Origin of the sequence: Bradyrhizobium sp. (assembly GCF_035309285.1) — a bacterium.
In the GTDB taxonomy this organism is placed as follows: Bacteria; Pseudomonadota; Alphaproteobacteria; order Rhizobiales; family Xanthobacteraceae; genus Bradyrhizobium.
This window is the reverse complement of sequence record NZ_DATGFH010000142.1, coordinates 1-26,472: the sequence shown is the minus strand read 5'-3', so window position 1 is coordinate 26,472 and position 26,472 is coordinate 1. Positions and strand designations below refer to the sequence as shown.

Genomic DNA, 26,472 nt, shown 5'->3' with positions numbered 1-26,472 from the left:
CGTGCGGCCTCGCAGCTCGCCTAAACTCCACTTGGACCGCTCTGAGCGCATTCTGGACTTACTGCACGCTTCTGCTCGCCGGTCGTCCTCAACAGCTGGCTCAACTGGGCTGATCGCAAGTTCTTGCCCAGCCTCGACGGGTAGTCGGGCGGCTGGCGCAAAATGGATCTGCGCGCGGTTGTCTCTCGGTAGTTGTCGGTGGCGATCGCTTTGTTATGGCCCCTTTAGGAAGGGATTTACGATGGCGAGCGCTCCAAAGCTGCGGCCGTGTTGAAAGTCTTCGCTGAAGAGCGTGTCACAGCCAGCCTCGATCGCGGACGCAACGACGAGGGCATCATAGAAGGGGAGGCCATGATCTCGAGCCAGAACTACAGCGCTAGAATGTGTGGCTTGGGTGAGAGACACGACGTCATCAACTGAAGCGCGAAATAGATTCAGCGCTCGTTCGATCTGCGGCCAGTCGTGCTCCAGTTTGCGCCGGGCTACGTGCACAAATTCGTTGAATATCTGGACACTCACAATTCCGCCGCGGCGAAGGCAATCGAATGCTTGCTGCTTCTTCGCGTCCGAAGTGGTTGTGTAGACCAGAATGTTGGTGTCGAAAAATGCCTTCACCGCTCGTTAGCCTCGTCCCGATCGAATTTGTAATCAGGGGGAAGCGTCCAGTTGAGCGTGGCTAACTCCTCAAGAGCAGCTTGGCGGCGCTCTTCCTTCTCTACCACAAGCGTTCGTTCGACCACGTCGACGATGTTAAGTTCATCGCCCGCCTGCAATCCCATCTTTTCAACCAGGGCCTTGGGCAATCGCACAGCCAAGCTGTCGCCCCACTTTGAGACCTGCATGGCAACCTCCATGATCCTCGAATGATATCATCTAAATGATATCATTTCAAGGGGGCGAATTTGTGCCGGTTCAACCAAAAATTTCCAATGATGGTATCATATGAGATACCAATCTCGTTGATCGAAAGAATGCCATGCCGCTAACGAAGAACTTTCGCGAGACCGTGCAGGCGAGGGCAGGAAACGACCCCGCTTTTCGCGAGGCGATGTTTCAGGAGGCGATGCAGGCGTTGCTGCAAGGCGACGTCGAAGGCGGCCGCGCTGCGCTGCGAGTCTACATTAATGCGACGCTTGGTTTCGAAAAACTCGGTGCGGCGCTCGGCCGATCGCCGAAGAGCCTGATGCGGATGTTCGGACCAAATGGCAATCCGACCGCTGAAAACTTATTGGGCGTGATCGGTGTGTTGCAGGCGGAGACCGGCGTACACCTCGAAGTTCGTGCGGTCGTAGACGCAGCATGAAGAGAGTCTGGACCAAGACGTCAGCAAAGCCACTCGTCGGCTGCGTGGACATGCGCGCTATCACGATTATGGAAACGACGCTGATTAGCCTCCAAACAAGGTCCATGTAACTAATTAAGACCTTCCAGAGATCCACTTGGACCTTAGGCACACCTCTCTCGCCCGCGATTTTTTGCGGAGATGAGGGCTGCCTTCATGATCGGCATTTAGAAGGAGTGTTCTCCAATTCCCGCACAATCGCCCGCGCAATGACGGAGGAAACACAACGGCCCTCGCCAGGGGAGCTAGCGAGGGCCGCGTTGAACACTTCACTCACGCCTAGGTTCGCAAGGGAAGTGTGGGAGCTCCTTTTAGCGGGGCATGATCCTTATCCGAAAACCGGTTTCCACTTTTCGGGGATCATGCCTTCAACCTCAGAACGGCAGCAGCACGTCCATCACCTGTTGGCCGTAGCGCGGTTGCTGGATATCGGTGATCTGGCCGCGGCCGCCGTAGGAGATGCGGGCCTGCGCGATCTTGGAGGAGTCGATGGTGTTGTCGCTCTGGATGTCCTCGGGGCGCACGATGCCGGCGACGATCAGTTCGCGCATCTCGTAATTGACCCGGATCTCCTGCTTGCCCTCGACCACGAGGTTGCCGTTCGGCAGCACCTGCGTCACCACCGCTGCGACGTTGGTCTGCAGGGTTTCCTGGCGCTGGATCGAACCCTTGCCGTCATATTGCGTCGACCCGTTGGCCGTCAGCAGGTTGCCCGGCAGCACCTTCTGCGCCTGGGCGCCGAGCGTCTTGGAGCCGGCGAAGTCGGTGATGGCAGAGGCTTCGGAGCCGGTGGTGTTGCGCTGCGTCTCGTTGGCGAAGTTGGCCTGATCGGTGACGTTCACGGTCACCGTGAGCAGATCGCCGACCTGGTGGGCGCGCTGGTCCTTGAAGAAGGAGCGCGAGCCGTTGCGCCACAGCGAGTTGGGATTGTAGGACACCGTCTCGGGCTTGGGCATCGGCATCGACACCGGCTTGTAGCCCGGCTGCGTCGTCGGATTGTCGATCGAGGTCAGCTTCGGCGTTTCGCCGATCTGCGACAGGCGGCTGATCGCCGAGCAGCCGCTCGTCGCGCAACCGAGCGCGAGCAGCGCGGCCGCCAGCGCAACCCTTTTGCATCTGCAAGCGTACTTGAACCTGGACATGAACTTTACTCGGGCTTGGAGGTGACTTGGCTAGTGACTTGGGTGTTGTCGGCGAGCGCGGTCGGCGTGGGCGCCACGTCGGTGCTGCTGATGACGATCGGCTCGGGTGTGGCGACCTGGATCGTAACCTGGCCTCGGCCGCTGACGACGCCGGTGACGGTGCGCTTGGATTGCAGGTTGAGCACACTGACGACGTCGCCCTCGGCGCCGTTGTCGAGCGCCTTGCCGCGCGTGGTGAGGTAAAGGCCGGCGGTCTGGAAGATCACCGTCACGGCCTGGTCGCGCTGCACCAGGTCGGGCTTGACCAGATCGGCGACCCTGAGCGCCTGGCCTGCGCGCATCGGATGGCGCATCTGCATGCCGAGCGCGCCCTCCCGCGTTGCGGCGTCGCCGCCGATCTCGGCCTTCGGCCGCCGCTCGACGATGATGTCGGAGGATTTCAGCATCTCGGTGCGCTCGACACTGCGCGTCAGCACGGCGGCCTCGACCGTCTCGATCGCAGTCCCCGTGAAGCGCAGCCGCGTCGGCGCGGTGCCGCTGTCGTTTCCGATCTCGAAAGTCACGTCGAAGCGGGTGGTGCGCTGATCGTAGTGCACCGCAGTCGGCTGCAGCGCGCCGGTGTTGGTGGCTTCCAGATGCAGGTCCTGCACGTCGCGGTCGAAGGTGAGCGAGAGGTTGGCGGCGTCGCCAAGGCCGTTACGATGCTCGAGCGCCTGGGTCACCGCGTCCTGGATGTCCTTGGCGGCGATGTTGCGCGCAAGGCGCGTCACCGTGACTTGCTTGATGTCCCTGGTTTCGACACCGATCACGTCATGCGCGCGAAGCGCGGCGAGCACCTGCGCGGCCGGCAGCGAGCCGGTGGTGCCGAGATCGGGCGCGCGGTAGATCGCGACCTGGCCCGCAGTGCCGGCGTTGTCGACGACGTCGCCGATGCGGACCACGTCGCTGGTGACGGTGACGTTGGCGCGCAACACCGGCGGCGCGATGGTTCCGGCATCGCGGGCCCAATCGGGCGTGGCGTCGTCGGAAGCCGCCAGCGCCGGCGCGGGAAGTGCCGCGAGGAGGGCAAGGCCAAGAAGGAGTAGGCGGAATCTCATCGAAAACCTCCCTCAGCGGAACAGCGCGGTGGTGGTTTGCATCATCTGGTCGGCGGCCGAGATGACTTTGGCGTTCATCTCGTAAGCGCGCTGCGCGGCGATCAGGTCGCTCATCTCCGAGACGACGTCGACATTGGCCTGCTCGAGGCTGCCCTGCGTGATCTTGCCGTAGCCCTCGGCGTTGGCGACGCCGTCCTGGGGTGGGCCCGATGCCGGCGTGTCGGTGAACTGGTTGTCGCCGACCGGCTGCAGGCCGGCCTTGTTGATGAAGCGCGTGAGCTGGATCTGGCCGATGATCTGCGAGGTGGTCGAGCCCGGCAGCGTCACCGAGACCTGGCCCTGCGCGTTGATGGTGATGCCGGAGGCGTTGTTCGGGATCGTGATGCTCGGCTGCACCGGGTTGCCCTGCGCGGTGACGATGCGGCCCTGGTTGTCCATCTGGAAGGTGCCGTCGCGGGTGTACTGGAAGGTGCCGTCAGGCATCAGGATCTTGAAGAAGCCCTCGCCCGTGATGGCGAGGTCGAGATCGTTGCCGGTCTGCGACAGCGTGCCTTGCGTCATCGTGCGCGGCGTGCCGACGGTCTTCACGCCGCCGCCGAGATCGATGCCGACGGGAAGGATGGTGCCCTGGTCCGACGACTGCGCGCCGATGCGGCGCACGTGCTCGTAGATCAGGTCCTGGAACGCGGCGGTCTGCTTCTTGTAACCGGTGGTGCGCAGGTTGGCGATGTTGTTGGAGATCACCTGAACGTTCAGTTCCTGTGCCGCCATTCCGGTCGCAGCGGTGTGAAGCGCTTGCATGTTACATACTCCTCAATTTTTGCGCATGATCTGATTCGGAAAACCGGTTCCCACTTTTCCGGATCATGCGCGATCAGGCCGGAACGTCGGCGAGCTGCTGGATCGCCGTCTTGTGCAGGTCGGCCTGCTGCGACAGCATGGTTGCGATGTTGGAATAGGCGCGGTTGACCTCGATCATCTGGCTCATCTCGATCACCGAGCTCACGTTCGACTTCTCGACGTAGCCCTGGCGGACCGCCGACTTGAGGTCCTGCGTCGGCGTGTCGGTATTGCCGGCGGCATAGAGGTTGTCGCCCTGCTTCAACAGCTTCTGCGCGTCGGCAAAGCTCACCACGCGCAGCTTGCCGCGGATCGAGTCCACGCGGGCTGTGCCTTCCACCACGGTGATGGTGCCGTCGGGAGAGATGTTGATGTCGTGATCGGTCGGCTGGAACACGATCGGGCCGGAGGTGCCGAGCACGGCATCGCCGGAGGCGGTGACGAGCTGGCCGACATTATTGAGGTGAAAGTTGCCGTCGCGGGTGTAGCGCTCGCCGCCCGCGGTCTGCACCGCGATGAAGCCGCCGCCGTCGATCGCGACATCGAGCGGATTGTTGGTCTGCTGCAGCGCGCCTTCGGTGAGGTCGCGGAAGGTGCCGCGGTCCTGGACGTAGGACAGGCGGCGATCGACGCCTCTGAAATTATCCTCATGCGCGCGCGGGGACAGATATTCCTCGAACAGCATGTGGTCGGCCTTGAAGCCGTTGGTGTTGACGTTCGCGAGGTTGTTGGCAATCACGTCGAGATGACGCAGAAGCGTCGTCTCTCGCGAAAGCCCGATGAGCAGCGCATTCTCCACCGGTGGTTCTCCCCTTGAAGCCCGGTCCGCGCCGCCGCTCTCCCAAGCGAAAGGCACCGACCACATCGAACCGTTCGGGCTCTCCCAAGCCGGGCGGTTCGCTAGAGGTCAGAGCGAAAGCCGTGCCAACCGGGAAACTCGCGTCTTTTCAGGTGCTTGGGTGTTTCGGAAGGCGCGCAAGAGGGCGGCAGAAAGGTCTTGTTGACCATGTTTGCCCGGCAACTTTTTCCTAGCGCGGGTGCAAACGAAAGATTCCATTAACCATTGTTACCTAGCGTCCACTCCCGGAGCGCGTGTCGCGCTGGGGGCGAGTGTATCGCGTGAGGTGAAGCTGCCTGGCTGGCATCCGGCTTGAATCGATCGAAACGGACCGAGCGGCCATGGCAGAGAACGAGACGGAAGGCGGAGAGACCACCGAGGTCGGCGCCCAACCCAAGAGCAAATTCAAGCTGATCGTGATGATCGTCTGCCTGCTCGCCCTGCTCGGCGGGGGTGCTGCGACCTGGTTCTTCTTCTTCCGCCACCGTGGCGACGACGCGCATGCGGAAGTCGCGAAGACGAAGCCGCCGGTCTTCGTCGACGTGCCGGACATGCTGGTCAACCTGACCGGCAATCCCGGCGAGCGCGTGCAATATCTCAAGGTGAAGATCGTGCTCGAGCTCAAGGACGAGAGGCAGGTCGAGGAGATCAAGCCGACCATGCCGCGGGTCACCGACATCTTCCAGACCTATATGCGTGAGCTCCGCCCGTCCGACCTCAACGGCTCGGCCGGCCTGTTTCGCCTGAAGGAGGAGCTGACGCGCCGGGTGAACAATGCGGTCGCGCCGGTCAAGGTCAGCGCCGTGCTGTTCAAGGAAATCGTGGTTCAGTAGCGGGACGGGGGCAGGACGATGGCGGGCAATGATCCAGTCGACCAAGATGCCATAGCCGCCCAATGGGAGGCCTCGCTCGACTCCGAGGATCCCGCGGCGGCCGCCGAAGCCGCCGGCGCCAACGAGCTGACGGAATCGATGGCCCTGCAATGGGCCGCGATGGTCGAGGACGGCAGCCGCGACTTCGGCACCGGCAAGAACAACGGCGAGCGCGTCCTGTCGCAGGAGGAAATCGACAATCTGCTCGGTTTCACCGTCGGCGACGTCAATCTCGACGAAAACTCCGGCATCCGCGCCATCATCGATTCGGCGATGGTGTCCTACGAGCGTCTGCCGATGCTCGAAATCGTGTTCGACCGCCTGGTGCGGCTCTTGACCACGAGCTTGCGCAATTTCACCTCGGACAACGTCGAAGTCTCGCTCGATCGCATCACCTCGGTCCGCTTCGGCGACTACATGAACTCGATCCCGCTGCCGGCGGTGCTCAGCGTGTTCAAGGCCGAGGAGTGGGAAAACTTCGGCCTCGCCACCGTCGATTCCAGCCTGATCTACTCGATGATCGACGTGCTGCTCGGCGGACGGCGCGGCAACTCGACCCTGCGTATCGAGGGCCGGCCCTACACGACCATCGAGACCCAACTCGTCAAGCGCCTGATCGAGGTCGTGCTTGCCGACGCCGAGCAGGCCTTCCGCCCGTTGTCGCCGGTGAAATTCACCATCGACCGGCTCGAGACCAATCCGCGCTTTGCCACGATCTCGCGGCCGGCGAATGCCGCGATCCTGGTCCGCTTGCGCATCGACATGGAAGATCGCGGCGGCAATATCGAGCTGCTGTTGCCCTATGCGACCATCGAGCCGATCCGCAGCGTGCTGCTGCAGATGTTCATGGGCGAAAAATTCGGCCGCGACCCGATCTGGGAAGGCCATTTTGCGACCGAGATCGCGCAGGCCGAAATCGCCGTCGACGCCGTCCTCTATGAATCCGATATCCCGCTGAAGCAGCTCATGAAGCTGAAGGTCGGCGATACCCTGCCGCTGGAAGTGCGCGCGGACGCGCTGGTGTCGGTGCGCTGCGGCAGCGTGACACTCACGGAAGGGCGGATGGGACGGGTCGGCGACCGCGTCGCCATTCGCGTTACCAAGCCGTTGCGCAAGCCGAAGATGACGCTTGCGATGTTCGAGAAGGCGGACGAGCAGAACAAGATGCTGGAGGCCCAATGAACCATTCATTAGGTGTGGCGATCGAAAGCCTGGTCGCGGTGCTTTTGCTCGTGACCATCGGCTACTGCATGCTGCTCAACAACCGCCTGAAGCGGCTGCGGTCCGACGAGCATTCGCTCAAAGCGGTGATCGCCGAACTGATCACCGCAACCGAGATCGCCGAGCGCGCGATCGGCGGGCTCAAGCACGCGGTGCGCGACGTCAATGAAAACCTCGGCAACCAGCTCGCCGCTGCGACCAGCATGTCGGAGCATTTGAAGCGCCAGCTCGGCGAATGCGACCAGGTGGTGCGAAGGCTCTCCAAGATCACGATCGCGGCGCGGCCGCAGGGCGCAGTCGAGCCCGAGCCCGAGCCGGCAGCGGCGACGCGGCCGCCACCGCCCAGGGCTTCCAGCGCCAGGGCGGTCGCCGCAGCCGCACAGGCATTCTCCGAACGACGAAGGTCCGGTGGCCTTGCGGCATGAAATCGTTTCGCAATATCCGCATCATTCCGGTGGTCGTCGTCGCCGTGTTTTGCCTTGCCGTGCTCAAGGTGGCGGGGCTCGTGCTCGATGGCGGCTATGTGTTCGACTACGATCCGCAGCGGACGACGTCCTCCTGGGCGCAGCAGAACCTGAATTTCCCCGGCGGCACGAAGCAGGTTGCGCAGGCGCCGAAGGATGACGGCGACGTCACCGGCACCGTTCAGGGCACGCCCAAGGACAAGCCGGCGGAAGACAAGCCGAAGCCGCAAGCGCCCGAGACCAGGCCCGACGGCGTCGTGGTTCATCCCGAGGACGAGCAGGCGCCGGTCTCTGCCTCCGAGCGCGCGATCCTGGAACGGCTGCAGCAGCGCCGGCAGGAGCTGGATACGCGCGCCCGCGAGATCGACATTCGCGAGAGCCTCCTGAGAGAGGCCGAGAAGCGGATCCAGTCCAAGGTCGACGAGATGAAGGCGATCGAGGCCAAGGCCGCGAGCGACAAGCAAGCGAAGAGCGCGGCCGAGAATGCGCGGCTGAAGGGCCTCGTCACCACCTATGAGAACATGAAGCCGAAGGACGCCGCAAAAGTGTTCGACCGGCTGGAGATGCCGGTCCTGATCCAGATCGCCTCGCAGATCGCCCCGCGGAATATGTCCGACATCATGGGGCTGATGAAGCCCGAGGCCGCCGAGCGGCTGACGGTGGAGCTTGCCCGCCGCGCCAGCGGCGAGAAGTCCGATCCCGCCACCGAGCTTCCCAAGATCGAGGGCAAGGTTCTGCCGCAAAAGTAGAATTTGGCCGGATATTTAACAGCACGTTAATTCGCCAAACCTAGACTCGAGGCCGAGATGGGCGAGGGCGCGCCGCAGCTTCGCGAGGCGCCGCGGCAGAACCGGAAGATTTCTTGAGGCGATGGCGCGAACGGCTGCCAGAGGATTTTGCTCGCAAGTCCGCAAGCTCCCGCGGGTCGCGCGTGGCTGCCTCGGCGCGGCAATGCTCTTCGTCGCCGCGCTCGCGTCTCCAACGTTCTCGGTCGCCGCCCCGGCGAGCCAGTCCGCGCCGCCTCCCGCGCCGGCCGCCGCAGCAAGCATGGCGCCCATCAAAGGCGAGGCATCGTTCACGCCTGCGAAGGGTTTTGCGCGACTGGTGTTCAAATTCTCGGAAGACGTCGCCGCCGATGTGACCACCGCGGGCTCGATCGTCGTGATCCATTTCGAGCACCCGGTCGACATCACGGCCGATCGCCTTGCCGAGTCCGTGCCCGACTACGTCTCCGGCGTGCGGGTCGACCCGGACGGCACGGCGCTGCGCCTGTCGCTCGCGCAGCGCGTCACCATCAACACCATGCAGGCGGGCGAGCGCACCTTCGTCGACTTCCTCCCCGATAGCTGGACCGGCCCGCCGCCGCCGCTGCCGATCGAGGTCGTGCGCGAGCTCGCCGCGCGGGCAAGGGCGGCCGAGCGAGCGCTGCGCCAGCAGCGCGCCGAGGCGATCGCAAAGAAGCGGCCGCCGATCCGCGTCCGCGCGCTGGTGCAGCCGACCTTCGTGCGCTTCGTGTTCGAGCTTCCCGACGGCGTCGGCGCGTCGTCGATCTTCAACGACCAGAAGCTCACGCTGTCGTTCGGTTCGCTCCTGACCTTCGATCTGGCGGATGCGAAGATCGCGGCACCTCCGAACATCGCTTCCATCACCCAGAAGATCGAGGGCAACTCGACGCTGGTCGAGATCAGCATGATCGGCGACGTCGACGTGCATTCGTTCCGCGAAGACAAGACCTACAATATCGACGTCGCAACGCCGCAGGGAAAAGCGCAGACGCAGCTCCTCCCCGTCGCCCAAGCCCCGCCGGCGTCTTCCGCCCCACCAAAGCCGAATGCGCAAGCCGCGCCCGAGCAGCATTCGCAAGCGATCACCCCGCCGACGTCGGAGACGATCGCCCATGAGATGAAGGCGGACGCCAAGCCCGGGCCGGCAGCGCCTGCGACGCCAGCGCAGGCACCGAAGGCTCAGGCGTCGCCACCTGCGCCCGAGGCCGCAAAGCCCGCAGCCGCCGCGGCGCCCGCGCCTGCGCAGGGAACGGCGAAGAAAGAGGCATCCCTGCCGGCTCCTTCCGCCGAAGCGCCGAAGATGGCCGAGGCGGCCAAGCCGGCGGTCCCTGTGCAGCCGGCGGAATCGCCGAAACCGGCGAAACAGGCGCCGGCGGCGGAAGCGACAAAGCCGGCGACGCAAGCGCCGGTGGCGGAAGCACCGAAACCTGCCGACGCGCCGAAAATGAAAGCCGAGGCCACAGCTGCGCCCGCACCGGTCAAGACCGCGCCCAAGGCGGAATCAAAAGCCGAGGCGAAGCCGGCCGAGGACCCTGTCAAGGTCGATGCCTGGCGCGACAGCGATGGCCTGCGCCTGACCTTCTCGTTTCCTCGCGTGACGCCGGCGGCCTCGTTCCGCCGCGGCGACACCGTCTGGCTGATCTTCGATTCCACCCAGCCGCTCGATCTCGAGCCGATCCGCTCCAAGGGCGCCGCCATCATCGGCGAGGTCAGCCGGATGCCGCTCGAGAACGGGCAGGCGATCCGGATGCGCCTCAATCGCCCGCAGATGCATTCGCTGTCCACCGACGAACGCTCACCCGGCACCGCCTGGACGCTCGCCTTTGCCGACAAGGTGCAGAACCCGCCGCAGCCCCTGACGGTGGTGCGCAACATCACCGATCCCGCGCTCGCCAACGTCGCCATTCCGCTGACCAATCCCGGCCGGTTGCATCGCTTCATCGATCCCGATGCCGGCGACACGCTGCTCGTCGTCACCGCCGCGCCGCCGGTCCGCGGCTTCATCAAGCGGCAGGATTTCGTCGACTTCGCGCTGCTCGATACCTCCCACGGCATTGCGATCCGCCCGAACTCCGACCATGTCGGCGTCGAGATCGCCGGTACCAAGGTCATCCTCGGCAAGCCCGGCGGGCTCACGCTGTCCTCGGTTGACGCCGCTGCCGAGCGCGCGCCGATTGCCGTGCGTCCGCTGTTCGACATCGAGGAATGGCACAAGAACCAGGTTGCAAATTTCATCGAGCGCAAGGATGCGCTGATGCAGGCGCTCGCCCGCGCCGAGCCGGACCTGCGCCCGCAGGCGAGGCTCGATCTTGCGCGCTTCTACATGGCGCGCGGCATGTATTATGAGGCCAAGGGCGTGACGGAAGCGGCGCTGGCCGATCCCAATCCGAAAAAGGACCAGGCCGTCACCTTGATGGTGCATGCGGTCGCGAGCATTCTGATCGACCGTCCGGACCAGGGGCTGAAGGACCTCGCGAGCCCCGCAATCGGCTCCAATTACGACTCGCAGATGTGGCAGGCCCTGGCGCTGGAGCGGCAGTCGAAGTGGGCTGAGGCCCGCGAGAAGTTCAAGAACGTCGCGTTCGCGATCGCCTCGCTTCCGCTCGACCTGCAGCGCATCATGACCGCGGATGCGATGCGCGCTTCGCTCGAGGTCAAGGACTATGCCGGCGCCGATGAGCGTCGCGCCGAGCTCGATGTGATCGGCGTCCCGCCGGAGATGCAGCCGGCGATCGCGGTGCTGCGCGGGCGGCTCGCCGAGGCGCTGGGCCACGACCGCGACGCGCTCGATGATTACAAGATCGCGGTCAATTCCGATGACCGCAAGGCGGCGGCCGAAGCCAAGCAGCTTCAGATCGCGCTCTTGCAGAAGCGCGACGAGATCAAGCAGGACGACGCACAGCGCGAGCTGGAAGTCTTGTCGATGATCTGGCGCGGCGACCGGATCGAGGTGAAGACGCTGCAGATGTTGTCGCAGATCTATATGGACACGGGTCACTATGCCGAGTCGCTGCAGGCGGCGCGCAGCGCGACCCGGCTCGAGCCCAATTCCGAGTCCTCGCGTGCGGCGCAGGATCGCGCGCAGGCGCTGTTCTCGCAGATCTTCCTGACCTCGAAAGGCGACAGCCTGCCGCCGATCGACGCGCTCGCGATGTTCTACGAATTCCGTGAGTTGACGCCGATCGGCCGCCGCGGCGACGAGATGATCCGCCGCCTCGCCGACCGGCTGGTCGCGGTCGATCTGCTCGACCAGGCCGCCGAGCTCCTGCAATACCAGATCGACCACCGCCTCGAAGGCTCGGCCCGCGCGCAGGTCGCGGCCAGGCTCGCGATGGTGTACCTCGCCAACCACAAGCCCGATCTTGCCATCACCGCGCTGCACGCGACCCGTATCGCCGATCTCTCCGGCGAGCTGCGCCAGCAGCGCCTGCTTCTGGAAGCGCGCGCGCAGAGCGACATCGGCCGCTACGACCTCGCGCTCGACATCGCCTCCAACCTTACCGGGCGCGAGGCGATCCGGCTCCGGTCCGACATCTATTGGGCGGCGCGGCGCTGGCGCGAGGCCTCCGAGCAGATCGAGCTCTACTACGGCGACCGCTGGCGCGATTTCAAGCCGCTCAATGCGGCCGAGAAGAGCGACATCATCCGTGCTGTGGTCGGCTATGCGCTTGCCGAAGACGCGATCGGCATGGCGCGCTTCCGCGAGAAATATGCGCCGCTGATGAGCGGCGAGGCCGACAAGATCGCCTTCGATGCCGCAAGCAAGCCGCGCGCGGCCTCCACCGGCGAGTTCGCGGCGATCGCGAAGATGGCGGCCGCCGTCGACACGCTCGACGGCTTCCTGCGCGACATGAAGGCCCGCTTCCCCGACAACACGGCGCGGGCGCCCGCGGCCGACCTCAGTCCGACCGGCTCGCTGCCGCCGATCCCCGCGAGCATGCGGCGGGCACGGGGTTAGCTCCCCTCGACATCGCACACGCGACGCGTCAACCTGTGGAGACAATCCGGAAGGACCGCGCGCATGAGCAAGCCCGTCAAGACTGAGGCCGAACTGATCGAGATGGCGAAGGCCGAACTGAGGGTGCATGCCGACCCGCCGGAGGGCATGGTGATCTCGATCATCCGCGACGGCGATAGCTGGGAGTTCCGCGCGCGCGCCGGCCACGCGACCGAGGCCAAGCCGGGCTACCCCGAGGCCGTCGCAATGCTGGTGCAGATCGGCGATCATCTCGCCAAGCAGTATGATGTGAAGGGGTAGGGGAGGCGCCTTTAACGAGAATAAGGAGGGGTGCCGGGAGCGATGAGCACGGGGTTCGGGCCTAGCCGAACGCGGTGCCCGTCATGGATGGCCGACTCGCGACTCGAGCCCACCAATCCGCCAGGCTTGGGTATTGCTGAACCATCTCCCGTCCCTCAGGCGCCATCTGGAAGTAATCGAGCATGGGCGCGAGATAGAGATCGGCCAGCGACAATTGCCGGCCGGCGAGCCATGGCTTGTCGGCCATGAGGTCTGACAGAGCCTTCAGGCAAGTCCTCGCTTTCGGAATGGCCGCCGCAAGCCTGGCCTCGTCAGTGACAGCACCCCGTTTGGGCTTGGAGATCCGTTCGACATAGACGCCCCACACCAGCTGCGGATAGGCATAGTTATCGGCGATGCTGATCACCTGATTGCAGCGCGCACGCTCCCTGACGCCCGCAGGCTGCAGCGGCGGACCTTCGAAGGCTTCATCGACATAGCGGGTGATGGCGCCGGTCTCGTAGAGGCAAAAGCCTGCGTGCTCGAAGGCGGGAATGCGGCCAAACGGATGCAGGTCGAGATAGTCCGCCGGCGGACCTTCGCTCGCAAAGATGTCGACCGGCACGAGCTCGTAGTCGACGCCCTTCTCGGCGAGCGCGAGCCGCACGATCCGCACATAGACGCTGTAGGGGGCACCGTAAATGAACGGCTTTTCCGTCATCATCCTCTCCGTTACGCTATTGCCTTGCGTGTGATTCTTCGTTCAGGCCAGAGGGCATGCCGCCGGAAAAGCGCTCCATGCTTCTCCGAGGACCTCTCGCCAACGTCATGATATGATGGCAATCATTTGAGTGGTTGCGTGAGTGTTCACGACCACATCGGAAATGGGTGCACTTTAGGAACCACGCGGGGATTCCGGGATTGGCCTTCAGATGAATATTCACTTCTGGCATGCAACATTTGTTGTATTCGCTGTCATGCTGCCAATTTCCATCATCGGCGGTGCTCACGCTCACGATCATCAGCACCCCGAGCTGAACGGTTGGTATGAGAGCTTGCACAGTGGCAAAGGGCCCTGCTGCGACGGCACTGATGCGAAGCGCGTTGATGACGCCGATTGGGAATCCAAAGACGGCCACTATCGCGTACGCATCGATGGCGAGTGGGTTGATGTTCCGGATGAGGCTGTCGTGGATGGACCGAATCGCGCCGGTCGTACGATGGTATGGCCTTACTATCTGGATGGCCATCCGAAGCCGCGCTGCTTCATGCCGGGGAGCATGGGCTGATAACGCAGCGTCAGTGCACAGTGAGCCAGACCGCGGCCGGCGCGGCGAAACGGCCTGAACGCGAAGACACTATCTTGTGAAATGGGAGCGGTCGGCTATGCCGTGGAGGCGAGGATCAAAAATCCCGCCGTTGCGGCAACGCCAAGCGCGGTGCGCAAGGCATGCATCTTGCCCCAGCGAACGATCAGCGCGCGCGACTCACTGCTCGCAGTCTCGATCGGCCAGGCGTCGATCCGCTTGTTGGTCGGCAGCATCACGACGAGGGTGTAGGGCCAGTTGGCGAGGATCACCGCGGCGGCGACGGCCCAGCGCCAGTCGTGCAACTGCCAGCTTGCGATGAAGCCGAGGATGGCGGAAATCACCGCGAGTGAAGCTTGCATGGTGAAGCCGCGCGCATAGCTCGGCTTCCATTGTTTCAGCAAAGCCTGGTCGTCGAGCGCGAGCCGCGCCGGCTGCTCGGCGAAACCGACATAGAACGCGGCGCCGGCAAAGGCTGCTGCGGCCACCAATGCAATCAATCCGGCAATCATGGTACGCCTCCATCGTGATGGGTCGATGGCTTAGATGGATATTGACAATAAATTGTCAATATGGAAACATATTGTCATGAAAACGAACCGCTCCTCCGAACAACCCGCTGATGCGCTGACGTTGCTGATCCTCGAAGTGTTTCGCCTCAATGGAACCCTGATTGCCTCCGGCGACCGTCTGGTCGCCGATCTCGGTCTCACCAGCGCGCGCTGGCAGGTGCTCGGCGCGATCGCGCTGTCAGAAGCGGCCGAGCCCGTGGCGCGGCTCGCCCGTTCCATGGGGCTGCACCGACAGGGTGTGCAACGCATCGTCAACGAATTGAAGGCGGAGGGGATCGTCGCGCTCGACGACAACCCGCATCACCGTCGCGCCAGGCTCGTGCGGCTGACGAAGAAGGGCGAAGCGCTCTATCGGGAGGCGGATCGGCGGCAAAAGCCCTGGGCCAAGGATTTGGCGAAGGGGCTGGATGCGAAGGCGATCGTCGCAGCGCACAGGCTGCTGCAGTCGCTGCGCGAGCGCATCGAGCAAACGTTCGACGAATAGGCAGCATCGAACACATCGCCGTTCCTTTGCAAGGCAGACGAATGCGCATCGCCGCTTCTGATTGCACGCAAAGTGCAGTCTGGAGCGGGCGATGCCGTATTCGTTGATTTGCGTGAAAGCGTCCGCTAGCGGCGCACCAATGGGCGTTGCTGCATCGGACGAGTGATGACTAGTGCCATGCTGCCGCTGCCCTCGCGCGGCTCATTTGCCGGGCGCGATACCATCGAACTACTCGTTCCCGGAGATCAAGCCGTGCGCCGCAGCGGCCTGGAGCAGCGCGTTGACGTCAATATTGTTGTTCGTCAGATGCTGGGAGTTCGCAGGGGCGAACGCGACAACATTTCCCTGGCTGGCGATCGCCCACTTCATGCCCTGAAAATCCCAGCTTGTCGTCGTGCCGACGTTCGGGGCGTGGGAGTTCTGCATCGTCAAGGACTGCGGAGTGGTGGGCGCACCGGGTCCCGCGGCGGGCGTTGTCGCGGTTGGATCCGCGCTGCTGGCGTCAGTGCTCGTGGTGCTCGGATTAGGCGTGCCACTGGCCAGGGCCGAGAAGAACTCACGAAAGTTCTTGTCGTGAGCCAGGACCGCGTCCAGGGATCGGAAACGAGACATTCTGTTCTCCTGTTCAAGCCCCTCGGTAGTGCCGTATTCGCTGATTGCGTGAGGGCGTCCGCTAGCGGCGCCCCTGGTGGGCGCCGCTGCATCGGAGGCGTGATGGCTAGTGCCACATGTGCTCGAAAGACTGCACCTGGTGCTGAACGTAGGCCATCAAATCATGGATGGCAGCGTCGTGGCCCAAGTGCGCTCCGGCGTCATGATGCGTATTCGACGCAGCGTCCCGACCGCTTGCGGTCGCCGCAGGATTGGAGGCCTGTGTCCCGCCAGCGGGCGCCGTTCCGGCAGTGACCGTCGTGCCGGCGGTGCCCGTCGTGCCGCTGGTGTGCGCCGTTCCATCAGTGTCCGTCGTCCCGCCGGTATGCGTTGTGCCGCCGGCGTGGTGATGGTGGTGATGATGATGATGAGTTGTTCCGCCAGTGCCCGTCGGATCGCTGGTGCCGGTGGTGCCGCCGGCGTGCGTCGTGCCGCCAGTGCCGGTCGGATCGCCGATGCCGGTGGTGCCGCCGGCGTGCGTCGTGCTGCCGGTGCCCGTCGGATTGCCGGTGCCGGTGGTGCCGCCGGTGTGGTGGTGCGTCGTGCTGCCAGTGCTCGCCGGATCGCTGGTGCCCGTGGTGCCGCCGGTGCTCAGCGGATCCTTTACCACGATGGACTGCGCCGCGCTCGATGAGTTGGCGGTGTGGTCGGTTGCGGTGACCGTCAGCGTCGCCGTCGGATGGCCGTGACCCTTGTAGTTGGAAGCCAACGAGAGTCCGCTGTTCACCTCGTCGGCCGTCAGCGTGATGTTGCTGCCGCTGAAGGTTTTGTGGTCGAGATTGTCCGTGATGGACTCGTACTTCGGCAGGCCGCTGATATTGACCGTCACGTTGTCCCCGGTCGTTGGCACGCTGACGCTTAGGCCGAGATCGACGCTGTGACCGGGGCTGACCGACAGCGAATGGGCGGCGACGGTGACCGCAGGAGCCGTTCCGGTCCCGCTGCCACTCGAGGACGAGCTTCCCGTTCCGGTCCCGGTGGTGCCGCCCGATGCGGTCGAACCCGATCCGGTGCCCGTGGTGCCGCCGGAAGTCGAGCTACCGGAGGAGGACCCGCCGGAGGTCGAACCGCCGGTCGATCCCGTGCCGGTGCCGGTTGTGCCGGTGCTCGCCGTACCAGTGTGATCGCCGTCGTAATTCACCGTGAACGAGTTGATGGTCATGCTGCCGCTGCCCTCGCGGGGCTCATTGCCGAGCGCGATGCCATCGAAATACTCGTTGCCGGAGATCACGCCGTCTGCCGCCGCGGCCTGGAGCAGCCCCTTGAGGTCGATCGTGTTGTTCGTCAGGTCGTGGAAGTCCGCAGGGGCGAACGCGACGATATTGCCCTGGGTGGCGATAATCCATTTCATGCCCTGTGCGTCCGTGAAGGTGTGCTGCGGCAAGTTGGAGAGCCAGTCCTGCACATAGCCCGGGCTGTGAGCGTAGACTTCGATCTCGTGCTGGACGGTCGATTGGTCCCCATCCGGCGTCGACGTCAGATAGCCATCGTACATGGCATCATACTGGTCGGTTTGGCCGGAGAGCGAGATGTTCTGGCTCAGCGTAAGCGTCTTGAGGTTGTTGACCTGCTCCGCCGTGACGCTGGTCGCCGGCGCGGGGAAGCCCGCATAATCGCCGTAGAACACGGCCGGGTAGGAGTACACGTTGTAACCCCCCGGCGTATTCGGAAAATTCCAGCTGATCGTCGTGCCGATGTTCGGGGTGCTGGAGTTCTGCATCGTCAACGATTGCGTAAAGTCCGTTCCGTTGACGAGGTTGCCTACATCCCAGGTCGAGTTCATGGCCCAGTAAGGACCGCCATTGGTGTTGGCGGTGTCATAATCAGCCGAGATCGTGGTGGACATTCAGTTCTCCTGTCGAAGCCCCTCGCTTGCAGCGACAAATTTCGGGGCTTGATGACCAGACAAAGACAGGAGGACGGCAGAATATCACCGGGAAGGGGCAATTTTGCGATTGAGTGCCGGCGCGGTAGGTAAGTTCATACTAAACACTCGCGCCACTTCCTCTTGGCTGCACGCAAGTGAACGCGAGCTGAACGACGCGGCGCTTTAGCGCCGATCGTATTCGTCGGGGCCCATCGCCCAGGACAATTGATCGTGGCCGTGGGCATAGGTGCGGTTGGTCTGCGCGGGATCGCGGTTGACCAGCGGCCGCAGATACATCGGGTGGGTGGCGCTGCGCACCTCGTGCTCGATGGTGAAGAGCGGCTTGCCGCTTTCGAGATCGACGATGTCCCTGAAGCGGTATTGGTATTGATTGTCTTCCTGCGAGACCAGGCCGCGCTTCAACAGGCGCTGGTACGGGCCGGAGAAATTCGTGATGTAGATCTGCACATGGTGGCCGTCGAACTCGGCTTGCGGCGAAGTCGTTTCGCGGAATTGCAAGTACTGGTCCTTGCCGACCTTCGCGCGCGCCATCGTGCCATCGCCGTTCTTGAGCTCGGCGGGGATGTCCATGATCTCGGGATAGAAGGCGGAGATCGCCTTCGCCGTGCCGGCCGGAACGTCGAACTCGACATAGGGAATGCCGAGCGTGATCCGGCCGAACCGGTCGGCATCGGGCTCATGGACGCGCAGGCGATTGCCCCAGGGACAGGTCGCCTCGACATAGTCGTTGTGCTCGCGGAACGAGAACGCGGTGCCGGCAAGCTTGGGCGCTACCGCGGTGAGGCGTTCGAGCAGGGCCTTCCGGCCTGGGATCACGAGACCGGTATGGCCGCGCAGCACCTGCGCCTTGCCGGTTGGCAGATGAAACTGGCTGCGACCGACATTCACCCACATGTTGCTGTCGGAGACCATGAGATAGGGGTCGCGGGTCAGCCCGAGGCCCGTGATGTAGAACAAGGTCGCCAGCCGCTGGTCGGGGACCTGGACGTTGACGTGCTCGAGGTGGATCGCGTTGCCGAGGTCCTCAGTGGAGCGGTCGAAATGCTGCTGCTGCATGGGCGCGTTTCCCGGATATTTTGGCGCCCATCATAATCAAGCGTGGCGCCGTTATCCAATGCGCCGGCGGGATAGCTACCCCCCGTAGCTCTGCACCAGGCTGCCGGCGACCAGGGACCAGCCGTCGACCAGCACGAAGAAGATCAGCTTGAAGGGCAGCGACACCACGACCGGCGGCAGCATCATCATGCCCATCGACATCAAGACCGACGCCACCACGAGGTCGATGATCAGGAAGGGGAGGAACAACAAAAAGCCGATCTCGAAGGCGCGCTTCAGCTCCGAGATCATGAAGGCCGGCACCAGGATGCGCAGCGAGAGCTGATCAGGGGTGGCCGGCGGCGGCTCGCCGGACAGGTCCGTGAACAGCTTCAAATCCTTCTCGCGGACGTTCTTCTCCATGAAGCCGCGCAGCGGCACCGAGGCGCGCTGCAGTGCCTCCTCGACCGTGATCTGGTTGGCGATCAGCGGTTTGATGCCGTCGTCATAGGATTTCTGCAGCACCGGCCCCATCACGAAGGCGGTGAGAAACATCGCGAGCGCAATGATCACGGAGTTCGGCGGCGCGGTCGACGTGCCCATCGCGGTGCGCAGCAGCGAGAGCACCACCACGATCCGGGTGAACGAGGTCATCATGATCAGGATCGACGGCGCGATCGAGAGCACCGTCAGCAGCGCGATGAGCTGGATTGCGCGCTCGCTGACGCCGCCATTGCCGCCGCCGAGATTGATGCTGATGTCCTGGGCGTGCGCCGCCGTGGCCAGCGTGACTGCGGCGATCAGGGTGGTAAGGATTAAAACTCTACGCGGGCGTTTGGGGACCTTCACGAAGACGACGACTTCGGACGGCCGAGCAGCGAGGCCATCTCGTCTTCGAGGTTTTCAAAACTGGTCTTCGCCGGAGCAGGGGCGGCCTGCGGCTCGGCGCGCGCAGGCCGCGCGGGCGGCGGTTCGGGCGCGACCGGGGGCGCCTCGGTAGCCGGTGTGGCAGGCCGGCGAAGCGCGGCTTCGAGACGCTGCGCCATCTCGGCGAGATTTTGGTCCGCGCTTGCGGGTGGTTGCGGCGCAGGCGGGGGCGGCGGCGGAACGACGACACGTTCCGCAGCGCGCATCGGCGGCGCCTTGGGCGCTTCGCTCTGGCGGGCAGGGCGCGGCGCCATCGTCTCACCGCGCGGCATCATTTCGCTGCGCGGCAGCCGCGGCGGCAACTCGGGCCGCGGCTCGGTGCGGGGTTCGGCTCGCGGCTCGATGCGCGGCTCGTGCCTCGATTCGCCCCTTGATTCGGCCCTCGCATCGACCCTTGACTCGACTCTTGACTCGGGGCGCATCGGCATCGGCTCCGGCGAAAAACCGGCGAGCGGCTCGGCGCGCCGCTCCGGAACGGGGATCGGCGGCGGCGCCGGACGGCGCATCTCCTCGGCAAAGGCGGGGCGGGCCGGGCGCGGCGGCGGCTCCGGCATCTGCGGCTCGCCGTGGGCGTCCTCGCCGTTGGTCCAGGCGTGCGCGTCCGGCAGCGGCGCGATCCGCGGCGGCGGTTCGGCGCCGACCGGCCGCTGCGGCAACTGATCCCTTGCGGCCACGGCGCGGACGATGTTGGGCTCGACCACGATATCGGTGGGACCGCCGATCATCAGGAGATGCTCGACATTGTCGCGCCGGACCAGAACCAGGCGGCGGCGCCCGTCCACAGCGGCAGCGTCGATCACGGCAAGCCGCGGCATTCGTCCGCGCTGCGTGCTCGCGCCCAGGCGGTTGCCCGCGAATCGGCGCACCAGCCAGGCGGCGAGGCCGATCAGGCCAAGCACCGCCACGAATGCGAAGATGAAGGTCAATGTTCCCGACATGCTTTGTCCCGCCAAATAACGCTTTTCTCAGGCTGGGCAGCCGCACACGGCGCCCGATGGCGACCATGACCCGAGAACGCAACGAACTCTTAACCCCTCACGGCAGGAACTGCCGTCCCAACTCCTTAATAACCCATGAATCGGTTGGGCCAAAACGACTTCTTGGGATTTGATAGAGCCGCGCAATCTTGGGGTTAACGCAGCATTCGTGGCGAAAATGCGCTCGATCGAGGCTGCTCGGGCGCCACTCCGTAGGATCACGGGGCGATCTTCTTGCAAGCGCGAGCCGCACCTTAACCGCCCGTTAACCATACACGCGGCAAATTCTGCCTACCTCGCAGGGGACGAAGCCCTGGGCCAACAGCGGAGCGGCGCGATGTCGATCAGCGATCTTCCAGCCTTATCGGCGTTGCGTACCAAGATGGCCTGGCACCAGGAGCGCCAGCGCGTGCTCTCCGAGAACGTCTCCAATTCCGATACGCCGAATTTCAAGCCGCGCGACCTGGTCGCGCCGACATTCAACGCCGCCGGCGCGCGGACCGGATCGATGGGAGATCTGGCGATGATGCGCACCTCCACCGGCCACATGGCGCCGCCGGGCGGGGGCGGCCAGACCTTCGACGTCAACGGCAGGGTCGGCTTCGAGACGCGGCCGGCGGGCAACGCAGTCAGCCTGGAGGAGGAGATGATGAAGGTCTCCGCCAACCAGATGGACTACGCCGCCATCACCACGCTCTACAGCAAGAGCCTGCAGCTTCTGAAGACTGCGATCGGCAAGTAGGGCGAGCGATTAAAGGAAGAGCATCATGGCCGATGATATCAGCGACTTCACGCGATCGATGGGGATTGCGACCTCGGGCCTGCGCGCGCAGGCCGGCCGCATGCGGGTGATCTCCGAAAACATCGCCAACGCCGATTCGACGGGATCGAGCCCCGGCGCCGATCCCTATCGCCGCAAGATTCCGACCTTCGTCTCCCAGCTCGACCGCACGCTGAACGCGAGAACCGTCGGCATGGGCAGGATCGTGCCCGATCAGTCGGACTTCCGCACCAAATACGAGCCGTCCAATCCGGCCGCCGACCAGAACGGCTACGTCAAATATCCCAACGTCAATCCGCTGGTCGAAATGACCGACATGCGGGAGGCGCAGCGATCCTATGAGGCGAACCTGAACATCATCGGCGCGACGCGGCGGATGATCCAGCGCACCCTCGACATCCTCAAGGCATGAACAGGAATTTGTGAGACATGGCCTCACCGACAGTTGCCGCCAACGCCTATGCCAATCTCGCCCGCATTCTCGACAGCGCCGGCCCCGGCAAGGGCTCGGACGCCGGCGGGCCGTCGTTCTCGGCGGTGCTCAAGGACGCGCTCGGCAGCGTGATGGAAACAGGCCGCAAGTCGGATGCGCAGACCATGGCGATGGCGTCCGGCAAGGCCAACGTGATGGACGTGGTGACGGCGGTCGCCGACACCGACGTTGCGGTATCGACGCTGGTGTCGGTGCGCGACAAGGTGATTCAGGCCTACGAAGACATCATGAAGATGACGATTTGACCCTTCTGCCGTCATTGCGAGCCAACGGGTCGCGCGAATGCGCGCCCGATGACAAGCTCAGCGAAGCAATCCATAGCGCAGCAATCGTTCTGGATTGCTTCGTCGCCTCGCTCCTCGCAATGACGAAGGCGACGTGCACGATAGAGTGAAAAGGAAACAAAAATGACCGGTCCCGAAACCCTCGACGTGGCGCGCGATGCGATCTGGACCATCGTCGTGGTCTCCTCGCCCCTGATGGGGGTCGGCCTCGTGGTCGGCGTCGTGGTGTCGCTGTTTCAGGCGCTGACGCAGATCCAGGAGCAGACGCTGGTGTTCGTGCCGAAAATACTTGCGATCTTCGTGACGCTGATCCTGGCGCTGCCGTTCATGGCCGATGCGATGCACGCCCATATGATGCGGATATCGTCGCGAATCATCGGCGGCTGATGCAAATTGGGGTATGCGCCTTGACGTCTCCCTGCTGCCGGCCCTTGCCGCGGCCTTCATACTGATGTTCGCCCGCATCGGCGCGATGGTGATGCTGCTGCCGGGATTGGGCGAATCCAGCATCCCCGTGCGCATCAAGCTTGCGATCGCGCTCCTGCTCACGCTGATCATGCTGCCGCTGCACCGCGCGGCCTACCATGTCGACATGACGTCGATCACGGCGCTCCTGGTGCTGATGGTGCATGAGATCGTGATCGGGATCGTGCTGGGGGCGACCGCGCGCGTGACGCTTTCGGCGCTGCAGGTCGCGGGTTCCATTATCGCCCAGCAGATGGGCCTCGGCTTCGTCACCTCGGTCGACCCGACGCAGGGCCAGCAGGGGCTCCTGATCGGCAACTTCCTCACCATGCTCGGCATCACCATGCTGTTTGCGACCGACAGCCATTATCTCGTCATCGCCGCGCTTGACTACAGCTACAAGGTGTTCTCGCCGGGCGAGACCATGGCGAGCGGCGACGTCGCTGCGCTCGCCACCCGCGCGTTTGCCGCCGCGTTCAAGATCGGGCTGCAGCTTTCCGCGCCGTTCCTGGTGTTCGGCCTCGTCTTCAATATCGGGCTTGGCGTGCTGGCGCGGCTGATGCCGCAGATGCAGGTCTATTTCGTCGGCGTGCCGCTCTCGATCTTCGCGGGCTTCCTCATCCTCGCGCTGGTGCTGACGGCGATGATGGGAACGTTCATGGATTATTTCATCCACGTCATGCACGATATGATGCCGCTCAAATAGGATCGCTTGACCGATGGCCGACGAAGGCGATTCAGACGACAAGCAATTAGACCCGACACAAAAGCGCCTTGACGAGGCGCTCGAGCGCGGCGACGTCGTCAAGAGCCAGGAGATCAACACCTGGTTCATCATCGCGGGCGGCACGCTCGTGATGTCGACCTTCGGCGGCTCGATCGGCACCGGCATCCTGGTGCCGATGCGCAATCTCATCGCCAATGCCTGGATGATCCGGACCGACGGCCCCGGACTTCTGGCGCTCGCCAAGAGCCTGGAATACGCCGTCATCGCCGCGATCGGCCTGCCGCTTTTGATGCTGGTGATCGCCGCGATCGCGGCCAACATCGTGCAGCACCGCCTGGTGTGGTCGGGCGAGCCGCTGAAGCCGAGCTTGAACAAGATCTCGCCGATGGCAGGCGCCAAGCGCATCTTCGGCAAGCAGGCGGCAGCGAATTTCGGCAAGGGCCTGTTCAAGGTGATCGCGCTTGGCGCGGTGATGACCGCGATCCTGTGGCCGGAGCGGATGCGGCTGGAAGCGATGGAGCACATCGATCCGACGGCGCTGCTGACCATCACGAGCTCGCTCACCATGCATCTGCTGGGCGCAGTGGTGGCGATGCTCGCCGTCGTCGCGATCCTCGATTATCTGTTCCAGTACCGCACCTGGTACGAGCGGCAGAAGATGTCGCAGCAGGAGGTGAAGGAGGAGTTCAAGCAGTCCGAAGGCGATCCGCACATCAAGGGCCGCATCCGCCAGATCCGCGTGGCGCGGATGAAGAAGCGCATGATGGCGGCGGTGCCGAAGGCTTCCGTGGTCATCACCAACCCGACGCACTACTCGGTCGCGCTGCAATACGATCGCGGCATGTCGGCGCCGGTCTGCGTCGCCAAGGGCGTCGACCACATCGCCTTCAAGATCAGGGAGGTCGCGAAAGAGCACGACATTCCGATCATCGAGAATGTGCCATTGGCGCGCGCGCTCTATGCCACCGTCGAGATCGACGAGGAGATTCCGGTCGAACACTACCATGCGGTCGCCGAGGTCATCGGCTATGTCATGGGTCTGCGCCGCAACCTGTCGGGGCGGCGGGTATCATGAGCCGGTCGGCTGAAACCCGCCTAAAATGCCCGCAAAACGTCAAATAAAGGCCTGATGCCCTTGCGTTTGCAGGCCCGATTCAGGCACTCAGGAATCCGCGCGGCAGGAATCACGTCAGGAATCACGTCAACAGCCGCAACGACTGGAGGGCCGGGTTCCCCGCCATGAACGCCCAAATCGACCTCGATCCGACGCCTGAGCCGGCGGCCGCGTCCGAGCCGCCGCGGCGGCGAGGCTCGATCGTGCTGGTGCTGCTGGTGGCGGGCGCGCTGGTTGCGGTCGCGGTCGCGCTGATGACGATCGGGCGCAACCAGGCGCAGCCCTATATCCTGGGGCTCCTGGCTGTGCTCGCGATGGTCGGGCTGTTCAATCTGTTTGCCTTTGCCGCCGGCATCATCCGCTTCGCCGACCGCAAGGCGGACGATCCCGTGACGGGCCGCATCCCGGATCACGCCTTCGAAGGTCTTGCCGTCACCGACGCGCGCGGCCATGTCGTCTATTTCAACGGCGCGTATCTGGCGCTGACCGGCGCCACCGGCGCGCAGGATGTACGCCCGGTGGAGCGGGTCTTCATCGGCAATCCCGATGTGTCGGAAGCGGTGTTCCGCCTGCTCAAGGCCGCGCGCGAAGGCAAGCGACAGCAGGAGGAGGTGCGCATCGCCTCCCATGACGGCGGCTCGGGCCGGTGGCTGCGCATGCGGGTGCGCCCGCTCGGCACTGGCAAGCGCGACGCCAAATACGCGGTGTGGTCGATCGCCGACATCACCCGCGACCGCGAGCGCCAGGAGGACGTGTTCCAGGAGCTGCAGCATGCGATCGAATATCTCGATCACGCGCCCTGCGGCTTCTTCTCGGTCAACCCCGCGGGCGAGCTCGCCTACGTCAACGCGACGCTCGCGAACTGGCTCGGCTACGATCTCGCCGAGATCGGATCGGGCGGCTTGAAGCTGACCGACATCGTCTCCGGCGACGGCGCCTCGCTCTTGACCTCGATCGTCGCGGTGCCGGGCGAGGTGAAGACCGAGGTCTTCGACATTGATCTCAAGATGCGCGGCGGCAAGACCATGCCGGCGCGGCTCTACCACAAGCTCGCCTTCGGCGCCGACGGCGTACCGGGTCCTTCGCGTACGCTCGTGATCAGCCGCGCCCGCGACGAGCGCTCCGATCCGGAGCGCGCCGCCGAAGTGCGCTTCATGCGCTTCTTCGACCATACGCCGATGGCGATCGCGACCGTCGACCGCGGCGGCAATGTGGTGCGCGCCAATGCCCGCTACGCGAAACTTGCGCAGGGCCTCAACGGCGACGGCGCGTCGGCGAAATCGATCTTCCGCGCGGTCAACGCGCGCGACCGCTCCAGGCTGATTGCCGCGATCAACCAGGCCGCGGAGGGGCAGGGCGACATCGCCCCGGTCGAGGTGATGCTGGAGGGCGCCAAGGAGCGCTGGGGCCAGTTCTTCGTCACCGCGGTCGAGCAGGATGAGCGCGAGACGGAAGGTGCCATCGTCTACATGCTCGAGACCACTGAGCGGCGTGCGCTGGAGAACCAGATCAACCAGTCGCAGAAGATGGACATGGTCGGCCAGCTCGCCGGCGGCATTGCGCACGATTTCAACAACGTGCTCTCCGCGATCATGATGGCGAACGACTTCCTGCTGAACGCGCACAAGCCGACCGATCCGTCGTTTCAGGACATCATGCAGATCAAGCAGAACGCGACGCGCGCGGCGACATTGGTGCGTCAATTGCTCGCTTTCTCGCGCCGCCAGACGCTGCGGCCGCAGGTACTCGATCTCGGCGATGCGCTGTCCGATCTCACGATGCTGCTGCGTCGCCTGATCGGCGAGAAGGTGAAGCTCGACCTCGTGCACGGCCGCGACCTTTGGCCGGTGAAGGTCGACGTCTCGCAATTCGAGCAGGTGATCGTCAATCTCGCGGTCAATGCGCGCGATGCCATGCCGGATGGCGGCA

Annotated in this window: 29 protein-coding genes; 16 read left to right on the top strand and 13 right to left on the bottom strand. The window is 64.3% G+C overall.

The features are described from left to right. Positions 1 to 213 precede the first annotated feature (213 nt). Entirely contained in the window at positions 214 to 615 is a 402-nt protein-coding gene (locus VKR55_RS26570; RefSeq protein ID WP_324408065.1) for a PIN domain-containing protein, read from the bottom strand. Next, positions 612 to 842: an AbrB/MazE/SpoVT family DNA-binding domain-containing protein gene (locus VKR55_RS26565; RefSeq protein ID WP_324408063.1), complete on the bottom strand. Its 231-nt coding sequence runs from the start codon at positions 840 to 842 to the stop codon at positions 612 to 614. Before VKR55_RS26565 ends, VKR55_RS26570 begins: the two co-directional genes overlap by 4 nt. Before the next feature lie 134 nt (positions 843 to 976). Between VKR55_RS26565 and VKR55_RS26560 the strand changes: the two genes are divergently transcribed. After that, positions 977 to 1,303, top strand: a complete 327-nt coding sequence (locus VKR55_RS26560) for a transcriptional regulator (RefSeq protein ID WP_324408061.1) — start codon at positions 977 to 979, stop codon at positions 1,301 to 1,303. A 413-nt stretch (positions 1,304 to 1,716) separates the two neighbouring features. On the opposite strand, the gene flgH is transcribed toward VKR55_RS26560, so the two are convergent. The 4 genes from flgH to flgF all read right to left on the bottom strand — a co-directional run bounded on the left by flgH (position 1,717) and on the right by flgF (position 5,220). Beyond that, positions 1,717 to 2,484 (bottom strand): flagellar basal body L-ring protein FlgH, encoded by a 768-nt coding sequence (gene flgH / locus VKR55_RS26555; RefSeq protein ID WP_324408059.1) that lies wholly within the window; start codon positions 2,482 to 2,484, stop codon positions 1,717 to 1,719. A gap of 5 nt (positions 2,485 to 2,489) precedes the next feature. Beyond that, positions 2,490 to 3,581 carry a flagellar basal body P-ring formation chaperone FlgA gene (gene flgA / locus VKR55_RS26550; RefSeq protein ID WP_324408058.1) on the bottom strand — a complete coding sequence of 364 codons (1,092 nt, stop codon included), beginning with the start codon at positions 3,579 to 3,581 and terminating at the stop codon, positions 2,490 to 2,492. A 12-nt stretch (positions 3,582 to 3,593) separates the two neighbouring features. Beyond that, complete coding sequence (flgG, locus tag VKR55_RS26545; protein WP_324408057.1) at positions 3,594 to 4,382, bottom strand: flagellar basal-body rod protein FlgG; 789 nt, start codon at positions 4,380 to 4,382, stop codon at positions 3,594 to 3,596. A 73-nt stretch (positions 4,383 to 4,455) separates the two neighbouring features. After that, positions 4,456 to 5,220, bottom strand: a complete 765-nt coding sequence (gene flgF / locus VKR55_RS26540) for a flagellar basal-body rod protein FlgF (RefSeq protein WP_324408055.1) — start codon at positions 5,218 to 5,220, stop codon at positions 4,456 to 4,458. 380 nt (positions 5,221 to 5,600) lie between these two features. On the opposite strand from flgF, the gene fliL reads away from it, so the two are divergent. From fliL to VKR55_RS26510, 6 genes are all read left to right on the top strand, one after another. After that, positions 5,601 to 6,092 carry a flagellar basal body-associated protein FliL gene (gene fliL, locus VKR55_RS26535; RefSeq protein ID WP_324408053.1) on the top strand — a complete coding sequence of 164 codons (492 nt, stop codon included), beginning with the start codon at positions 5,601 to 5,603 and terminating at the stop codon, positions 6,090 to 6,092. Between the two features lie 18 nt (positions 6,093 to 6,110). Then, positions 6,111 to 7,313: a flagellar motor switch protein FliM gene (gene fliM, locus VKR55_RS26530; protein WP_324408051.1), complete on the top strand. Its 1,203-nt coding sequence runs from the start codon at positions 6,111 to 6,113 to the stop codon at positions 7,311 to 7,313. Further along, entirely contained in the window at positions 7,310 to 7,777 is a 468-nt protein-coding gene (locus VKR55_RS26525) for a DUF6468 domain-containing protein (RefSeq protein ID WP_324408049.1), read from the top strand. The genes fliM and VKR55_RS26525 overlap by 4 nt, the downstream gene beginning before the upstream one ends. Beyond that, a complete protein-coding gene (locus VKR55_RS26520) occupies positions 7,774 to 8,565 on the top strand; it encodes a MotE family protein (RefSeq protein WP_324408048.1) in 792 nt (263 codons plus the stop codon). The genes VKR55_RS26525 and VKR55_RS26520 overlap by 4 nt, the downstream gene beginning before the upstream one ends. Positions 8,566 to 8,686: 121 nt before the next feature. Next, on the top strand, positions 8,687 to 12,559 hold the full coding sequence (locus tag VKR55_RS26515) for a tetratricopeptide repeat protein (protein ID WP_324408047.1): 3,873 nt from the start codon (positions 8,687 to 8,689) through the stop codon (positions 12,557 to 12,559). A 63-nt stretch (positions 12,560 to 12,622) separates the two neighbouring features. Further along, the gene (locus VKR55_RS26510; protein WP_324408046.1) at positions 12,623 to 12,859 is read left to right on the top strand and encodes a hypothetical protein; all 237 of its coding nucleotides are present in this window, start codon (positions 12,623 to 12,625) and stop codon (positions 12,857 to 12,859) included. A gap of 61 nt (positions 12,860 to 12,920) precedes the next feature. Here the strand turns inward: VKR55_RS26510 and VKR55_RS26505 are convergent, their stop codons facing one another. Beyond that, positions 12,921 to 13,559 (bottom strand): glutathione S-transferase family protein, encoded by a 639-nt coding sequence (locus VKR55_RS26505; protein WP_324408045.1) that lies wholly within the window; start codon positions 13,557 to 13,559, stop codon positions 12,921 to 12,923. A 211-nt stretch (positions 13,560 to 13,770) separates the two neighbouring features. Here VKR55_RS26505 and VKR55_RS26500 point away from each other — a divergent pair, with 211 nt between their 5' ends. Then, positions 13,771 to 14,127, top strand: coding sequence for a hypothetical protein (locus VKR55_RS26500; RefSeq protein ID WP_324408043.1), 357 nt, complete (start codon positions 13,771 to 13,773; stop codon positions 14,125 to 14,127). 95 nt (positions 14,128 to 14,222) lie between these two features. Here VKR55_RS26500 and VKR55_RS26495 read toward each other — a convergent pair whose 3' ends face one another. Next, entirely contained in the window at positions 14,223 to 14,654 is a 432-nt protein-coding gene (locus VKR55_RS26495; RefSeq protein WP_324408066.1) for an anthrone oxygenase family protein, read from the bottom strand. Positions 14,655 to 14,733: 79 nt separating this feature from the next. Here VKR55_RS26495 and VKR55_RS26490 point away from each other — a divergent pair, with 79 nt between their 5' ends. Further along, a complete protein-coding gene (locus tag VKR55_RS26490; protein WP_324408042.1) occupies positions 14,734 to 15,201 on the top strand; it encodes a MarR family winged helix-turn-helix transcriptional regulator in 468 nt (155 codons plus the stop codon). Between the two features lie 228 nt (positions 15,202 to 15,429). Here the strand turns inward: VKR55_RS26490 and VKR55_RS26485 are convergent, their stop codons facing one another. From VKR55_RS26485 to VKR55_RS26465, 5 genes are all read right to left on the bottom strand, one after another. Next, complete coding sequence (locus tag VKR55_RS26485; protein ID WP_324408041.1) at positions 15,430 to 15,813, bottom strand: hypothetical protein; 384 nt, start codon at positions 15,811 to 15,813, stop codon at positions 15,430 to 15,432. 106 nt (positions 15,814 to 15,919) lie between these two features. After that, the gene (locus VKR55_RS26480; RefSeq protein WP_324408039.1) at positions 15,920 to 17,698 is read right to left on the bottom strand and encodes a hypothetical protein; all 1,779 of its coding nucleotides are present in this window, start codon (positions 17,696 to 17,698) and stop codon (positions 15,920 to 15,922) included. A 204-nt stretch (positions 17,699 to 17,902) separates the two neighbouring features. Next, positions 17,903 to 18,796, bottom strand: a complete 894-nt coding sequence (locus VKR55_RS26475) for a hypothetical protein (protein WP_324408037.1) — start codon at positions 18,794 to 18,796, stop codon at positions 17,903 to 17,905. A gap of 75 nt (positions 18,797 to 18,871) precedes the next feature. Beyond that, positions 18,872 to 19,624 (bottom strand): flagellar type III secretion system pore protein FliP, encoded by a 753-nt coding sequence (fliP, locus tag VKR55_RS26470; RefSeq protein WP_324408035.1) that lies wholly within the window; start codon positions 19,622 to 19,624, stop codon positions 18,872 to 18,874. After that, complete coding sequence (locus VKR55_RS26465; RefSeq protein ID WP_324408034.1) at positions 19,621 to 20,640, bottom strand: flagellar biosynthetic protein FliO; 1,020 nt, start codon at positions 20,638 to 20,640, stop codon at positions 19,621 to 19,623. Before VKR55_RS26465 ends, fliP begins: the two co-directional genes overlap by 4 nt. 376 nt (positions 20,641 to 21,016) lie before the next feature. On the opposite strand from VKR55_RS26465, the gene flgB reads away from it, so the two are divergent. The 7 genes from flgB to VKR55_RS26430 all read left to right on the top strand — a co-directional run. Then, the gene (flgB, locus tag VKR55_RS26460) at positions 21,017 to 21,421 is read left to right on the top strand and encodes a flagellar basal body rod protein FlgB (protein WP_324408032.1); all 405 of its coding nucleotides are present in this window, start codon (positions 21,017 to 21,019) and stop codon (positions 21,419 to 21,421) included. Between the two features lie 25 nt (positions 21,422 to 21,446). Beyond that, positions 21,447 to 21,872: a flagellar basal body rod protein FlgC gene (flgC, locus tag VKR55_RS26455; RefSeq protein WP_324408030.1), complete on the top strand. Its 426-nt coding sequence runs from the start codon at positions 21,447 to 21,449 to the stop codon at positions 21,870 to 21,872. A gap of 17 nt (positions 21,873 to 21,889) precedes the next feature. Further along, a complete protein-coding gene (fliE, locus tag VKR55_RS26450) occupies positions 21,890 to 22,198 on the top strand; it encodes a flagellar hook-basal body complex protein FliE (protein ID WP_324408028.1) in 309 nt (102 codons plus the stop codon). 162 nt (positions 22,199 to 22,360) lie between these two features. After that, positions 22,361 to 22,624, top strand: coding sequence for a flagellar biosynthesis protein FliQ (fliQ, locus tag VKR55_RS26445; RefSeq protein ID WP_324408026.1), 264 nt, complete (start codon positions 22,361 to 22,363; stop codon positions 22,622 to 22,624). 13 nt (positions 22,625 to 22,637) lie between these two features. Further along, positions 22,638 to 23,408: a flagellar biosynthetic protein FliR gene (gene fliR, locus VKR55_RS26440; protein ID WP_324408024.1), complete on the top strand. Its 771-nt coding sequence runs from the start codon at positions 22,638 to 22,640 to the stop codon at positions 23,406 to 23,408. A gap of 13 nt (positions 23,409 to 23,421) precedes the next feature. Beyond that, entirely contained in the window at positions 23,422 to 24,504 is a 1,083-nt protein-coding gene (gene flhB, locus VKR55_RS26435; protein ID WP_324408023.1) for a flagellar biosynthesis protein FlhB, read from the top strand. A gap of 164 nt (positions 24,505 to 24,668) precedes the next feature. Continuing rightward, positions 24,669 to 26,472: PAS domain-containing sensor histidine kinase (locus VKR55_RS26430; protein WP_324408021.1), on the top strand; the 1,804-nt coding region annotated here is incomplete at its 3' end.

What these genes read in the sequence shown, in the direction of transcription:
- VKR55_RS26565 (WP_324408063.1), bottom strand. Translation starts at nt 842, where the DNA reads ATGCAGGTCTCAAAGTGGGGCGACAGCTTGGCTGTGCGATTGCCCAAG.
- VKR55_RS26560 (WP_324408061.1), top strand. Translation starts at nt 977, where the DNA reads ATGCCGCTAACGAAGAACTTTCGCGAGACCGTGCAGGCGAGGGCAGGA.
- flgH (WP_324408059.1), bottom strand. Translation starts at nt 2,484, where the DNA reads ATGTCCAGGTTCAAGTACGCTTGCAGATGCAAAAGGGTTGCGCTGGCG.
- flgA (WP_324408058.1), bottom strand. Translation starts at nt 3,581, where the DNA reads ATGAGATTCCGCCTACTCCTTCTTGGCCTTGCCCTCCTCGCGGCACTT.
- flgG (WP_324408057.1), bottom strand. Translation starts at nt 4,382, where the DNA reads ATGCAAGCGCTTCACACCGCTGCGACCGGAATGGCGGCACAGGAACTG.
- fliL (WP_324408053.1), top strand. Translation starts at nt 5,601, where the DNA reads ATGGCAGAGAACGAGACGGAAGGCGGAGAGACCACCGAGGTCGGCGCC.
- fliM (WP_324408051.1), top strand. Translation starts at nt 6,111, where the DNA reads ATGGCGGGCAATGATCCAGTCGACCAAGATGCCATAGCCGCCCAATGG.
- VKR55_RS26525 (WP_324408049.1), top strand. Translation starts at nt 7,310, where the DNA reads ATGAACCATTCATTAGGTGTGGCGATCGAAAGCCTGGTCGCGGTGCTT.
- VKR55_RS26520 (WP_324408048.1), top strand. Translation starts at nt 7,774, where the DNA reads ATGAAATCGTTTCGCAATATCCGCATCATTCCGGTGGTCGTCGTCGCC.
- VKR55_RS26515 (WP_324408047.1), top strand. Translation starts at nt 8,687, where the DNA reads ATGGCGCGAACGGCTGCCAGAGGATTTTGCTCGCAAGTCCGCAAGCTC.
- VKR55_RS26510 (WP_324408046.1), top strand. Translation starts at nt 12,623, where the DNA reads ATGAGCAAGCCCGTCAAGACTGAGGCCGAACTGATCGAGATGGCGAAG.
- VKR55_RS26505 (WP_324408045.1), bottom strand. Translation starts at nt 13,559, where the DNA reads ATGACGGAAAAGCCGTTCATTTACGGTGCCCCCTACAGCGTCTATGTG.
- VKR55_RS26500 (WP_324408043.1), top strand. Translation starts at nt 13,771, where the DNA reads ATGAATATTCACTTCTGGCATGCAACATTTGTTGTATTCGCTGTCATG.
- VKR55_RS26490 (WP_324408042.1), top strand. Translation starts at nt 14,734, where the DNA reads ATGAAAACGAACCGCTCCTCCGAACAACCCGCTGATGCGCTGACGTTG.
- VKR55_RS26485 (WP_324408041.1), bottom strand. Translation starts at nt 15,813, where the DNA reads ATGTCTCGTTTCCGATCCCTGGACGCGGTCCTGGCTCACGACAAGAAC.
- VKR55_RS26480 (WP_324408039.1), bottom strand. Translation starts at nt 17,698, where the DNA reads ATGTCCACCACGATCTCGGCTGATTATGACACCGCCAACACCAATGGC.
- VKR55_RS26475 (WP_324408037.1), bottom strand. Translation starts at nt 18,796, where the DNA reads ATGCAGCAGCAGCATTTCGACCGCTCCACTGAGGACCTCGGCAACGCG.
- VKR55_RS26465 (WP_324408034.1), bottom strand. Translation starts at nt 20,640, where the DNA reads ATGTCGGGAACATTGACCTTCATCTTCGCATTCGTGGCGGTGCTTGGC.
- flgB (WP_324408032.1), top strand. Translation starts at nt 21,017, where the DNA reads ATGTCGATCAGCGATCTTCCAGCCTTATCGGCGTTGCGTACCAAGATG.
- flgC (WP_324408030.1), top strand. Translation starts at nt 21,447, where the DNA reads ATGGCCGATGATATCAGCGACTTCACGCGATCGATGGGGATTGCGACC.
- fliE (WP_324408028.1), top strand. Translation starts at nt 21,890, where the DNA reads ATGGCCTCACCGACAGTTGCCGCCAACGCCTATGCCAATCTCGCCCGC.
- fliQ (WP_324408026.1), top strand. Translation starts at nt 22,361, where the DNA reads ATGACCGGTCCCGAAACCCTCGACGTGGCGCGCGATGCGATCTGGACC.
- fliR (WP_324408024.1), top strand. Translation starts at nt 22,638, where the DNA reads ATGCGCCTTGACGTCTCCCTGCTGCCGGCCCTTGCCGCGGCCTTCATA.
- flhB (WP_324408023.1), top strand. Translation starts at nt 23,422, where the DNA reads ATGGCCGACGAAGGCGATTCAGACGACAAGCAATTAGACCCGACACAA.